Genomic DNA, 12417 nt, shown 5'->3' with positions numbered 1-12417 from the left:
TTGGGTCCAGCCTTATTCATCGATTATGATGGTTCCGTTAATATTAGTGAATATATGTGAACTTGACTCTTCACGCGCCATCGCTGTGACAACAGTGTGATTTTTCGTACTTACGACAAGAGCAGCCTCATTCATTACGACCAATGAATCTGTAATGCCTTTAGATTTGGCTTCGGTCATTTTATGAGAAATCATCTGCCATTTGCTGTCATCAATCGAAATATTGCGCTCTTGCAATCGTTGTTGTGCATGTTTACTAACTTGAAGACTTTTAGTTTCCTGAAATACATCTCGAAATGACTGAGTTGGCTGGTCCTGCACCTTTTTTGTCTTCGGTAAAGGCAGCGGCTGATGCATGTGATGAATTCGAGGTTCCATAACCGTACCTACCTTCTATTCTTCTGTCATTTTCTGACTAACTTTTGTAATGTCATACACATTCACTGACTGACCATTTTTAAGTACAAGTTTTGTTTCTCCATTTTTCTGGCTTACAGCCTGCACGGTGCCTGTCCTATATTCCTCAGTAAACCCAGTCTCCTCATTACGGACAGGATAGGTGACTTCCTTACCGATCAGACCACTGTACTTAACAACAGGTGTCATTTGTTGAGACCTCATAAACTCCTGCATTGATTGAGATAAGTTCGTCATTTGTTCCAAACTTGAAAACTGTGTCATCTGGGCAATAAATTCTTTGTCTTTCATCGGATCTAAAGGACTTTGGTTTTGAATTTGAGCCATTAATATCTTTAGAAAAGCGTCTTTTCCAAGCGTATTACTTCCAGGACCTGTTGTGGATTGCTGGTTGTTCAAATATAAGGATGGATCAATTTTCGTCATAGTAACCCCCTATACTTTCTCATTCATTAACAATTCATGAAATGAAACCTCTTCCTCTGAATGCTCATTCTGCTGCTGGTCTTGCGACTGATCAGAACCATGATCTCGTTCATTAAACTCTCCGGCTTGTTGATCATCTTCACTTAGAAATGGACTCGGAGCTGAGGGATCATGCTTTTCAATGACCACCTGCTGAGGAGAAAACATATGTCTAAGCTGTTGAATGTTACCTTCGAGCATCTCTTTAGCAGCCTGAGTACTGACTAAAATCTTAACCGTCATTTCACCATTCAGCTGAGCGAGCCTTACGGTCATGTCTCCGAGCTGTTGAGGCTTTAACCGGATATTAATTTCCATATGGCCTGCATTGTTTAAAAATACGCGATTTGATTTGATGAGTTGTTCAAACTGTTCCATAAGCTGCTTCTGCATGCCGTGGGACGATTGATTTGGATTCATATGGATTACATACTGTTCCACTTTGGTCATGACCTGGGTAAAACCTTGTCCTTGCGCAGACTCAACCTGATACTGCTTATGGAGTAATGGTGCTGCCCATCTGGCCACATCCTTACTGGTTACGGCCGCTTGTTGTTGATAAGGTGCTGGAAGAGACTGCTTACGTGTAAAATTATTCAGCAAGTTTGTCAGCAATTGCTGAAGGCCTGGACTTTGGTCACTAAGGCGAGTCAACGTTCGTTGAAAAGCATCCTTTTGACTTGATCCTGCTTGTAAATCAGCTAATTGTTGCAGCACTTGTTTCAATTTGACCATGAGAGCTGGGTCAAGCTGTTCTGGTTTAACAGATTGGCTAAACGGGATTTGATCATTCAGTTTACCCATGATTTGTTCAAAACGATTCCATAAGTCAGCAAGTTGTTTGGAAGGAGCCGCATGAAGTGAAACACCGTCAGATTGGGCAGGTTGCTTCACTGTGTCTACTTGTGGAGTGACTTGAACGTTAATCATTGTGACAGGTGGAAGATCCTCTGAATTCACCTGTTCTAGCAACGCACTCAACTGTTCAATGAGAATTGTTTGATCCTGACTGGAGAGTTGACGTAAGTCATCTACTTTAGCATTCAGTAATTTCTTGATTTCTTCTGGCCATTTTTCGGTTAGCTGGTTTCCGATTAATTTTTCTAGAGCTGCGATAACTTGTTCCCCATGTATAGAACTTGTACTGGGCTGCCCCGCTGAACTTGAAGATCCTCCCATTTGGTGTAACAACTTTTTCAACTCCGTTACCAGCTGTTCCAGTTTCGTCATGTTGCTTGTTGATTGCTGGCTGGCAACCTTTGAGAGCAATAATTGAAAGTTTTGCATCGAATTTTGGTTTTTACCAGGATGGTTGGCAGTCATGCCTGTTTGCTGTACAGACGGTTTAGACAAAGAAGAAAAAAGCGCCATACTGTTCACATTCTTTCACCTCCTTTCAGATTCGATCACTAGTTAATTGGCAGCTGCACCAGTTAGTAAACTTGCAATCTTAGCGGCTGCTTCCGGTGTCATCGCCCCAAGAATCGCTCCTCGCTGGCTGCTTGCCACCTCTGCCAGGAGCTGGACAGCTAAATCCTGATCCATATTTTCAATAATGGGAGCTGCTTTCTCTTCATCCATTTCCTCAAAGGAAACGGCCATTTCTTTCATTGGGTCAGAGCCAGCGGAGGAATCTTCTGTTTGTTGTTCATCAGAAGCAGCTAATGCCGACTCAAGATCTGTCTCAAGTTGTTCAATTTGTTGATGTAATTCATCAATCGTTAGCTGCTTGTCCTCGACCTGCTGCTGAAGCTGGTCGATTTTCTCATTGTGCTCAGCAATAACCGTTTCAAACTGTTCCGTTTGTCTCGTATTCTGACTCTCATCCGCCGTCGATACGAACGTTGACAATCCTGGGATTTGATTGGCATAGCTTTCTGCCTTTTCCACTACATTGACACCCATGATGGTTAACACAACAACGGTAAGGGTTAATGCAAATAGTGCAGGGACAACGAGAACGAAGAAAAACCATTGGAGTTTACTGCCTTTCTCCTGATCATGCTTCATTTTGTTTGCCATGTAATCACCTGTTTTTCTCATTTAAATATTGCCTGGTTGATAATTCATCCATTTGCTTCGTTTCTTCTTCCTTCAGCCATTGTCCGTGTCGTGCCAGTTTGTTATCGATCAGCTTCTCAAATTTTTTCACTTCAATGTGGGCTGAGGAAAGGTGTGCTTGAGCATTCTCCATTTGCGTTCTTGCTTGCTGCACTTGCGGTTGGAGCTGCATGATTTCACTGTCAAGCTGGTCAATATAGCGTCGGTGGTATATGAAGGAATGTGCCTTAACCTTAGAATGAGTAAGACTTTCATGAAAACTTTGCTCAGCTGCTTCCCGTTTTTTCAATTTCTCATATAATCTGGTAGCTACGGATTCAAAGGCATCCATTTGCTCCTGATACAACTTTTGCTTTTCCTTTTTGTCTCGTTCGCGTAACTGCTTGATCTTATGAAAGGCTTGAACGTTTGTCATTCATCTACACTCCTATGTAAACAGCTTTTCAAGTGATTCAATGGACTGTTCAAAACTCGATCGCTCATGAACCCCTTGCTTTAAGAAACGAATGAGAGAGGGATGGTAATGGATGGCTTCATCAACTTCACGGCTGCTTCCTTTTTTATAAGCACCAATTTGAATCAGTTCGTTATTTTCCTCATACGTTGCCAGCAGCGCCCGCAATCGTTCAGCCGCTTGCTTATGGGAAGGGGAAGCAATTTGATTCATGACCCGGCTGATAGATTTTAGTATATTAATCGCAGGAAACTGACCCTGTTCTGCCAGCTTCCTATCCAGCACAAAGTGACCATCCAGAATCCCTCGAACTGTATCTGAAATCGGTTCATTGAGGTCATCTCCATCGACGAGTACGGTGTAAAAAGCCGTAATTGTTCCTAGACTGCTTGTCCCCGTGCGCTCCAGAAGCTTTGGCAGCATAGCGAAAACAGAAGGTGTGTACCCCTTCGTCGTGGGTGGCTCGCCAGTAGCTAAACCAATCTCCCGCTGCGCCATCGCAAAACGTGTAACGGAATCCATCATTAAGTTAACGTTATAGCCAAGGTCCCGGAAGTATTCGCTGATCGCCGTTGCAGTATAGGCTCCCTTCACCCGCATCAGCGCCGGCTGATCAGACGTAGCTACAATGACAACCGATCGCTTCAAGCCTTCTTCTCCAAGGTCGTTCTCAATAAATTCACGTACTTCTCGGCCACGTTCGCCAATTAGGGCAATTACATTAATATCAGCAGCACTATTCCTTGATATCATCCCGAGCAGTGTACTCTTACCTACCCCGCTGCCGGCAAAAATACCAACCCTCTGGCCTTTCCCTACCGTCAGGAGCGAATCGATCGCCCTTACACCTACTTGAATCGGCTCTTTGATCGTCGGACGTGACAACGGGTTTGGCGGGTGTTGTTCGGTTGGGTAAGTTTTTAACCCTTTTGGTAACATCGTCTGATCTAACGGATGTCCCATCGCATCCAGAACGTTTCCGATCAGCCCAAGACCTGCTTTAATTTGAAGCGGCTCTCCTGTTGCTTCTACTAAGCTCCCTGGACCAATTTCACGAATTTCACGAAAAGGCATCAGCAATACTTTTTCATGATTAAACCCTACAACTTCTGCTGCTATTTTTTTAGAATCAAAGGAAGATGTATGAATATAACAAAGATCGCCAATCGAAGCTTCCGGACCTTTCGATTCAATCATCAATCCGATTACCCGATGAACTTTTCCATATCGTTTGTATGTATCCATCCGTTTGATCGCATCAAGATATACCTGTTTATTCATCATTCTTCTCCTCTTGCACAAGCTGATGAAGCTTTTCACGAAGCTGGGTGAGCTGATGGTCAATCCCTGCTTCCACCCGGCCAAATGGTGATTCAACCATACAGCTAAACCGTTCCAGCGACTCATCAATATAAATAGTCAATGTGGCCTTAAAGCTAGTTATAGACACTAATTCACTTTTTTGGGAATGAATCAGTTCATAATCATTCGGGTGGACGTACACGAAAATTTCCGGATGATCTTGAACTTCCTCAATCGCCTTCTTAACGACCGGTAAAAAGCTTTCAGGATCATCCTTTAACTGTTGATTGATAATTTTTTCAGTACTGTTGACGGCAAGCTCTAAAATCATTTCTTCACTAGCCGAGACTGTACTCGCATAGTCCTTTTGCGCCAGAGTCAGAATGTGATTGATCTGAGTGAGCTGTTCTGAAAACTCCTGATACCCTTGTGATTGTCCGTCACGAACCCCTTTATCAAAACCTTCCTGATAGGCTTCCTGAACTAATGATTCCTTTTCCTCCTGCCAGGCATTTCGCTGCGCTGAAATCTCTTGTTCGACTGCTTTTAATTGGCTTTGCGCCTCCTGCTTTGCCATAGCCAGCTCTTGTTCTGCTTCCGCTAAGAACCGATTTGCTTCGTCATTACTCTGTTGCTCGGAAGCTTCCTTTTCGTGCTGGCGTTTTTGAATCGTTACGGGCTTTAACCCAATGACACGCTTTTGCCATGAATTCTGATTAGACAATAATGTCATCTCCCCCACCGCGTGCCACCACGATCTCTCCTACTTCCTCAAGACGCCTAATGGTGCCGACTACACGTGTTTGTGCCTCTTCTACATCACGCAGCCGCACTGGCCCCATAATTTCCATTTCTTCTTTAAAAGTCTCAGCCATCCGTTCAGACATGTTCGTAAACACGAGTGCTTTTACTTCATCACTGGATACTTTCAAGGACAAGCGCAGATCATCATTGTCCACTTCGCGTATAACACGCTGTATAGCACGGTTATCCAATGTCACAATATCTTCAAAGACAAACATTCGTTTCTTGATTTCTTCTGCCAACTCAGGATCTTGGATTTCCAGCGCATCAAGAATCGTTCGTTCAGTACTGCGATCCACTCCATTTAACACTTCTACTACCGCCTGGACTCCACCAGTTTCTGTATAGTCCTGTGTCACAGTTGCGGAAAGCTTCTTCTCAAGAATACTTTCAATTTGGTTGATGATTTCCGGCGAAGTCGAATCCATTGTTGCAATCCTTCGTGCCACGTCCGCTTGTAACTCTTGAGGCAGTTCTGACAGAATTTGTCCTGACTGTGCTGCATCCAAGTACGATAAAATAAGTGCAATCGTTTGCGGATGCTCATTTTGAATAAAATTTAAAATCTGATTAGGATCGGCTCGTCTCGCGAAATCAAAAGGCTTGACCTGCAATGAAGATGTCAGACGACCGATTATATTGGAGGCCTCCTGTTCGCCGAGCGCCTTCTCCAGGACCGTTTTCGCATAACCAATTCCCCCTTGGGAAATATAATCCTGTGCCAGGGCGATCTGGTGGAATTGATCCAGCACCTCTTCCTTTTGAGCTGTATCTACTTTCTGAACAGAGGAAATCTCCAATGTTAGTTTTTCCATTTCTTCTTCTGTCAAATGTTTATAGATTTGTGCAGCAACATCTGGACCGAGAGAGATTAACAGCACTGCTGCTTTTTGCTTTCCTGTTAACCTTGATGCCTGATAGGCCATATTAGGACCTCCTTAATCTTCAGCAATCCATGAACGAAGCAGCTTGGCAAACTCCTCAGGCTTTTCTTTAGCCATACGTTCAAGCTGTTTGCGTCTGACCGACGACTCCGTTTCATTTTCTTCTATGTCTGGTATGCTGACTGGCTGTTGGACAGCCGGTTCTTCAAATACTGTTTCTTCTTCCTCTACAACCTTACGCTTACGCTTGAACAGCATCAAAATCAGCACAAGAATCACAAGAAGAAGTCCACCTCCAACGAGATACATCCAAAGAGGAATTCCTGTAGTTTCTGCAGGAAATTCTGGTTCACCGCTAAACTCCTGGAAGACAATCGATACTTTTTCCTCAGGATTGACTTCGCCATAACTTCCGTTAATAGACGTGGTAATCATGGAGCTCAGAATCGACTGAACACTCTCTTGTACTGTTTGCTGTTCCTGTTGAGTAAGCTGCTGTACTTCACCGTCATCGTTTGCATCCTTCGTATTATCAATGGCGACCTGTATGCCTAAATCACGAACTTTGTATGGACTTTCAACGACTTCCCGTCGAATTCGATTGAACTCATTGTTGATCGTTTCTTTCGTCATTTCGTAGTCGCCGCTATCTCCTTCGGTTCCAGCTGGATAATTAGGAACCTCGCCTTCACCAGCTCCTGGAACACCACCTGCAGGAGCACCCCCAGTGTAAGTTTCTTCAATTCGCTCCACACTGACAGGCAAACCTTCCATACTTTCAGGATCAACGGGCTCTACTAACTCTTCCACTCGATTCTCTTTTGTGAAATCAATATCTGCTGTGACTGTGGCTACCACTTTATTGTGCCCGATCATCATACCGAGCATCTTTTGCACGCGCTGCTGAATATCCCGCTCAATATCCTCTTTAATCGTTTGTTGATATGTATAGGTATCTGCGCCGCTATCCATTTGATTTTCATTCAAGTCAAAATAATTAAAGTTCTGATCCATAATGACGATATTATCTTTAGAGAGATTGGGCACCGATTTTGATGCTAAGTTATACAAGGCTTCCACCTGGTTCGGCTGGAGTTCATAACCTGGCTGTACGTTAAGCACTACAGATGCAGAGGCATCCTGAGTGGATTCAGACAAAAACACTTGTTCCTCCGGTATATTAATCATCACTTTGGCATCTTCAATTCCCGTGATCTCTGTCATTAAGTTGGCGAGCTCTGTTTGCATCGCATCAAGTTTGATAACATCAAACTCATTATCTGTCATGCCCCACGAGACATTTCCGCTGAAAAAGCTGTAGTCAATATTACCGCTGTCAGGCAAGCCTGCAGCTGCCAGATCTACCAGCAATGAATCAGCCTGCTCTGCAGGAACAGAGATCGTTGTTCCCCCTTGATCCAGTTCATAAGGAACGCCGCGTGTATCCAGCTCCGCTTTTACTTGGCCTACTTCCTGAAGTGACAAATCCCGATAGAGTGGCACCATATTGGTCTGCGCCGCTAGAAAGCTGGCTATACTCAGCAACAGAATAATTCCTGCTGCTGCCCCAATAAACAACCCTTTTTGCTTCGAAGATCTTTCCCTCCAATAGGCAGTTATTTTATTCTTAAAAACTATTATTTTTTCTTTCATAATTGCCCCCATAAAACGAACAAGTTAAGAGAATATGTATGATAACGAATGGTGAGAGTACAATCAGACTTGCATTCTCATCATTTCTTTATAAGCATCAATAACTTTATTGCGAATTTCAATGGTAGTCTGCATCGTAATACTCGCTTTTTGTGAGGCGATCATGACGTCATGCAAATCGTTTACTTCCCCGCGTGCCAGGGCCTTTGTCTTCGCATCTGAGGCAATTTGAGCCTCATTCACTGTATTAATAGCTTGTTTCAAGCTGCTAGCGAATGCCTCATGCGCTTCACCAGTGGAGACTGGTTTTGAAGTTTGAGACTGTATCGGTTTAATGAATGGATCATTAGTAACGGGCACACCGTTTACCATATGTATTCCTCCTTGTTACTTACCAATTTCCAGGGCTTTCATTAACATGCCTTTGGTGGCGTTAATTGCTGTCACATTAGCTTCGTATGAACGTGTTGCGCTCATAAGATCGACCATTTCCTGTAAAGGATCCACATTCGGAAGCAGAACATAGCCATTCTCATTTGCATCTGGGTGTGACGGGTTATACATTCGTTTAAATGGTTCCTCATCCTCTGCGATTGCGGATACTTTAACGCCTTCTCCGGGTGAGCTCGAACGATTAGCCGCTGTATTTAAATAGGATTGAAACGAATTGTCTTTCGGTTCGAATACAACCATTTTTCTTCTGTAAGGTTCCCACTCGCCATTTTCATTGATGGTCGCTCTTGTCGAATTCGCATTGGCTATGTTCGAAGAAGAAATATCCATCCTTAATCGCTGAGCTGTTAATGCACTCGCGCTCGTATTTATCGCATGAAAAATACTCATGGATTAATTTCCTCCTTTAAGCACATTTTCAAGACTCCTAAACTTTCCACCCATGCGGTCAACTAGAGCTTGATAGAGAATTTGATTTTTCACAAGTTCATTCATTTCTTTATCAATATCCACATTATTTCCGTTGTGATTATACGTAGTGCCCTGCTTCATCACCGTTTTGTACGGACTGTTTCCCTCATTAGAAAATGGGATGTGGCGGGAGTTTGTCCGTTTTGCCTCTAAGCTGTTCATTTCCCCTTCTAACACATGCTTAAAGACAACATCCTTCGCTTTATAGCCAGGTGTGTCCACATTAGCGATATTGTTAGAAATCGCTCTATTTTTTTCAGTTGTGTAGTTTAGAGAGTTTTCAAGAAGGGTAAATGTTTCACTAAACAGTTTCAATCTTTATGACCTCCTATCAATACTAATGGCATGGATAGGTTCTATATACAATATAAATATTAGTACATTTTGAACCCGAACCCTTTTGATCATGAACATAAATAGTTCTTCTCTCTTATTACATATGATCGAATTCTGCGGTAATTGTTACCACTTGTCGAATAATCTACTATAATGAACATTATTACACATTTAATTGATAAAATAAATTACATTTATAATTCCTTTAAAAAATGCCTACAAAAGGAGCACTTTCTATAACTTTTGTGTATACTTTTTGTTATAAATTGTAATTATTATAGGCCTTAAACCTCACACAAAAAAAGCCGCTGCCAATTTAATGGCAGCGGCTTTTTCTAAGTTTCTATTAATTTGAGCGAAGTTTTTGAAGTTCTACTAAGAAATTGTTATTAAGAACTTTAATGTACGTACCTTTCATTCCCAGTGAACGTGATTCAATTACACCTGCACTTTCGAGTTTACGCAAAGCGTTAACGATAACAGAACGGGTAATACCAACACGGTCTGCAATCTTACTGGCTACTAGTAATCCTTCATTACCTTCTAACTCTTCAAAAATGTGCTCGATAGCTTCAAGTTCACTGTAGGACAATGAACTGATCGCCATTTGTACTACGGCTTTGCTACGTGCTTCCTGCTCAATTTCTTCTGTTTTCTCGTGAAGAATTTCCATACCAACTACAGTAGCTCCATATTCGGCTAATAAAAGATCATCTTCCTCAAAACTGCTGTTGAGACGGCTTAAAATCAATGTTCCTAAGCGTTGACCACCGCCAATGATCGGTACAATTGTAGTAAGGCCATCTTCAAATAACTCTCTGTTCTCCACAGGGAAAGCTGTGTATTCGCTATTCATGTCAAGGTTAGGAGTCGTTTCCTGGACATTAAAAAGATTTTGTGTGTATTCCTGAGGAAATTGACGTTCAGTCAACATCGCCTGCATACGCTCATTTTCTATTTCTTGCTTAATGGCAAATCCAAGCAGTTTACCTCGTCGGCTGACAACAAAAGTGTTCGCCTCGATAACATCTCTTAATGTAGCAGACATATCATTAAAGTCCACCGATTTCCCTGTTGTTTTTTGCAGCATTGCATTAATTCTTCTTGCACGATTTAATAATTCCATTATTGTTCCTCCTTGAGTAAATTCATTACAGTATAAACCTGCTTAAATCTTTATTTTTAACAATAGTAGATAGTTTGCTGTCTACATATTGAGGGGTTATGTCTATGGTTTCCAGTGTGACATCAGGCGCTTCAAATGATAAATCTTCTAATAACTTCTCTAAGATCGTATGCAGGCGTCTGGCTCCGATATTGTCCGTTTCCTGATTCACTTCATAGGCAATTTCAGCAATTCTAGTAATAGCATCGTCAGAAAATTCGACCTTTATACCTTCAGTTTCTAAAAGTGCCTTATATTGCTTTAACAGAGCATTGGAAGGTTCTACTAAGATGCTTCGAAAATCTTCTATTGTTAGTTTATTTAATTCCACCCGGATCGGAAAGCGCCCCTGCAGTTCCGGGATTAAATCTGAAGGTTTTGCCATATGAAAAGCGCCGGCTGCTACAAACAAAATGTGGTCTGTAGACACAGGACCGTACTTTGTAACGATGGTAGAACCTTCAACGATGGGAAGGATATCCCGCTGTACGCCTTCTCGCGATACATTCGCCTGGTTATCCCCTTTGGCCGCCACTTTATCAATTTCGTCAATAAAAATAATGCCTGACTGCTCAACTTTCTCCACAGCCATCTGTCCAACTTCGTCCATATCAACGAGTTTTTGGGCTTCTTCTTGAGTAAGTACTTTTCGCGCTTCACTTACTGGAAGCTTACGTTTCTTTTTCTTCTTCGGCATGAACTGGCTGAAAGCATCCTGCATGTTCATACCCATCTGTTCCATTCCCGAACCTTGCAGCATGTCAAACATGGACGATTGAGATTCTTCGACTTCAATCGTCACCATATGATCTTCAAGTTCGCCCAGTTCAAGTTGATGCTTAATCCGCTTGCGTTTGTTTTTGATTTCTGTTTCTTCCTGATCAGAAGTGGAATCGGTTTGCTGCTGATTACCTTGCTGAAACAACATTTCTAAAGGATTTTTAAAATTGGATGACTGTTTTTCTTTAGACGGGACCAGCAGCTTGATCAGCCGCTTATTCGCCTGTTCTTCTGCCGTTTCCCGAACTGATTCAATCTTTTCCTCTTTCACCATCCGAACAGCCATTTCCACTAAGTCCCGAACCATGGATTCTACATCACGTCCCACGTAGCCTACCTCCGTAAACTTCGTCGCTTCAACTTTTACAAACGGGGCTCCGACAAGCTTTGCCAGACGGCGGGCAACCTCTGTTTTCCCGACACCGGTAGGGCCCATCATAAGGATGTTTTTAGGTACAACCTCTTCTTTTATGTCATCGGTTAACTTCATCCTTCTGTAACGGTTTCGCAATGCAACAGCTACAGATTTCTTCGCATTCGTTTGACCGATGATATATTGATCGAGCCGCTCCACAATTTGTTTAGGCGTTAAATCTAAAGACATTTCATCAGCCTCCTATTCCAAAACTTCAAGGGTTATCTGATCATTCGTAAACACACAGATTTCACCAGCGATTTCAAGAGCCGCCTGCGCAATTTGCCTAGCAGATTGATCTGGTGCATACCTTTTTAAAGCACGGCCGGCACTTAAAGCAAAATTACCGCCTGAGCCAATTGCCAATATGCCGTCATCCGGTTCTATTACTTCCCCTGTTCCTGATACGAGAAACATTTTACCTTTATCCATTACAATCAGCATTGCTTCAAGTTTTCTTAGCACTTTGTCACTGCGCCATTCTTTTGCTAGTTCGACGGACGCACGCGCCAAATTTCCATCGTAGGTTTCGAGCTTTGCTTCAAACTTTTCAAATAGAGTAAAGGCGTCCGCAACAGATCCTGCAAACCCTGCTAAGACTTGGTCATTAAAAAGTTTGCGGACTTTGACAGCTTTATGCTTCATCACAACCTGATTCCCAAGCGTCACTTGACCGTCGCCACTCATAGCACATGTTCCGTTGTGCTGTACAGCAAAAATTGTCGTCGCATGAAATTGTTGGTCCACTAACATCACC

General features: G+C 42.7%; 15 protein-coding genes. All 15 read right to left on the bottom strand.

Going from position 1 to position 12417, the window contains the following annotated elements; genetic code table 11:
• Positions 1-12: 12 nt before the first annotated feature.
• The 15 genes from B5354_RS16255 to hslV all read right to left on the bottom strand — a co-directional run bounded on the left by B5354_RS16255 (position 13) and on the right by hslV (position 12407).
• Positions 13-378 (bottom strand): TIGR02530 family flagellar biosynthesis protein, encoded by a 366-nt coding sequence (locus B5354_RS16255; RefSeq protein WP_079529851.1) that lies wholly within the window; start codon positions 376-378, stop codon positions 13-15.
• A gap of 15 nt (positions 379-393) precedes the next feature.
• Entirely contained in the window at positions 394-843 is a 450-nt protein-coding gene (flgD, locus tag B5354_RS16250) for a flagellar hook assembly protein FlgD (RefSeq protein ID WP_079529850.1), read from the bottom strand.
• Positions 844-852: 9 nt separating this feature from the next.
• A complete protein-coding gene (locus B5354_RS16245) occupies positions 853-2253 on the bottom strand; it encodes a flagellar hook-length control protein FliK (protein WP_245804840.1) in 1401 nt (466 codons plus the stop codon).
• 42 nt (positions 2254-2295) lie between these two features.
• Complete coding sequence (locus B5354_RS16240) at positions 2296-2904, bottom strand: MotE family protein (RefSeq protein WP_176142517.1); 609 nt, start codon at positions 2902-2904, stop codon at positions 2296-2298.
• A 4-nt stretch (positions 2905-2908) separates the two neighbouring features.
• Entirely contained in the window at positions 2909-3358 is a 450-nt protein-coding gene (fliJ, locus tag B5354_RS16235) for a flagellar export protein FliJ (protein ID WP_079529847.1), read from the bottom strand.
• A gap of 12 nt (positions 3359-3370) precedes the next feature.
• A complete protein-coding gene (fliI, locus tag B5354_RS16230) occupies positions 3371-4678 on the bottom strand; it encodes a flagellar protein export ATPase FliI (RefSeq protein ID WP_176142516.1) in 1308 nt (435 codons plus the stop codon).
• Complete coding sequence (fliH, locus tag B5354_RS16225) at positions 4671-5423, bottom strand: flagellar assembly protein FliH (protein ID WP_176142515.1); 753 nt, start codon at positions 5421-5423, stop codon at positions 4671-4673. The genes fliI and fliH overlap by 8 nt, the downstream gene beginning before the upstream one ends.
• Positions 5416-6429, bottom strand: coding sequence for a flagellar motor switch protein FliG (gene fliG, locus B5354_RS16220; protein ID WP_079529844.1), 1014 nt, complete (start codon positions 6427-6429; stop codon positions 5416-5418). Before fliG ends, fliH begins: the two co-directional genes overlap by 8 nt.
• A 12-nt stretch (positions 6430-6441) precedes the next feature.
• The gene (gene fliF / locus B5354_RS16215; RefSeq protein ID WP_079529843.1) at positions 6442-8040 is read right to left on the bottom strand and encodes a flagellar basal-body MS-ring/collar protein FliF; all 1599 of its coding nucleotides are present in this window, start codon (positions 8038-8040) and stop codon (positions 6442-6444) included.
• A gap of 63 nt (positions 8041-8103) precedes the next feature.
• Positions 8104-8412, bottom strand: coding sequence for a flagellar hook-basal body complex protein FliE (gene fliE, locus B5354_RS16210; RefSeq protein WP_079529842.1), 309 nt, complete (start codon positions 8410-8412; stop codon positions 8104-8106).
• Between the two features lie 15 nt (positions 8413-8427).
• A complete protein-coding gene (flgC, locus tag B5354_RS16205) occupies positions 8428-8883 on the bottom strand; it encodes a flagellar basal body rod protein FlgC (protein WP_079529841.1) in 456 nt (151 codons plus the stop codon).
• Positions 8884-8886: 3 nt separating this feature from the next.
• Entirely contained in the window at positions 8887-9279 is a 393-nt protein-coding gene (flgB, locus tag B5354_RS16200; protein WP_079529840.1) for a flagellar basal body rod protein FlgB, read from the bottom strand.
• 367 nt (positions 9280-9646) lie between these two features.
• Positions 9647-10426 carry a GTP-sensing pleiotropic transcriptional regulator CodY gene (gene codY, locus B5354_RS16195; RefSeq protein WP_079529839.1) on the bottom strand — a complete coding sequence of 260 codons (780 nt, stop codon included), beginning with the start codon at positions 10424-10426 and terminating at the stop codon, positions 9647-9649.
• A 25-nt stretch (positions 10427-10451) separates the two neighbouring features.
• Positions 10452-11849 carry an ATP-dependent protease ATPase subunit HslU gene (gene hslU / locus B5354_RS16190; RefSeq protein ID WP_079529838.1) on the bottom strand — a complete coding sequence of 466 codons (1398 nt, stop codon included), beginning with the start codon at positions 11847-11849 and terminating at the stop codon, positions 10452-10454.
• Positions 11850-11861: 12 nt separating this feature from the next.
• Positions 11862-12407 (bottom strand): ATP-dependent protease subunit HslV, encoded by a 546-nt coding sequence (hslV, locus tag B5354_RS16185; RefSeq protein WP_079529837.1) that lies wholly within the window; start codon positions 12405-12407, stop codon positions 11862-11864.
• Between the last annotated feature and the right edge of the window lie 10 nt (positions 12408-12417).

The sequence above is a fragment of the Halobacillus hunanensis genome (assembly GCF_900166655.1).
GTDB lineage: Bacteria > Bacillota > Bacilli > Bacillales > Halobacillaceae > Halobacillus_A > Halobacillus_A hunanensis.
This window is presented reverse-complemented; position numbering and strand designations above follow the sequence as displayed.

Bases quoted from the DNA above. Each gene is read 5' to 3' on its own strand.
- B5354_RS16245 (WP_245804840.1), bottom strand. From the start codon at position 2,253: ATGGCGCTTTTTTCTTCTTTGTCTAAACCGTCTGTACAGCAAACAGGC.
- B5354_RS16255 (WP_079529851.1), bottom strand. From the start codon at position 378: ATGGAACCTCGAATTCATCACATGCATCAGCCGCTGCCTTTACCGAAG.
- fliG (WP_079529844.1), bottom strand. From the start codon at position 6,429: ATGGCCTATCAGGCATCAAGGTTAACAGGAAAGCAAAAAGCAGCAGTG.
- B5354_RS16240 (WP_176142517.1), bottom strand. From the start codon at position 2,904: ATGGCAAACAAAATGAAGCATGATCAGGAGAAAGGCAGTAAACTCCAA.
- fliJ (WP_079529847.1), bottom strand. From the start codon at position 3,358: ATGACAAACGTTCAAGCCTTTCATAAGATCAAGCAGTTACGCGAACGA.
- flgC (WP_079529841.1), bottom strand. From the start codon at position 8,883: ATGAGTATTTTTCATGCGATAAATACGAGCGCGAGTGCATTAACAGCT.
- hslU (WP_079529838.1), bottom strand. From the start codon at position 11,849: ATGTCTTTAGATTTAACGCCTAAACAAATTGTGGAGCGGCTCGATCAA.
- fliI (WP_176142516.1), bottom strand. From the start codon at position 4,678: ATGAATAAACAGGTATATCTTGATGCGATCAAACGGATGGATACATAC.
- codY (WP_079529839.1), bottom strand. From the start codon at position 10,426: ATGGAATTATTAAATCGTGCAAGAAGAATTAATGCAATGCTGCAAAAA.
- fliE (WP_079529842.1), bottom strand. From the start codon at position 8,412: ATGGTAAACGGTGTGCCCGTTACTAATGATCCATTCATTAAACCGATA.
- fliF (WP_079529843.1), bottom strand. From the start codon at position 8,040: ATGAAAGAAAAAATAATAGTTTTTAAGAATAAAATAACTGCCTATTGG.
- flgD (WP_079529850.1), bottom strand. From the start codon at position 843: ATGACGAAAATTGATCCATCCTTATATTTGAACAACCAGCAATCCACA.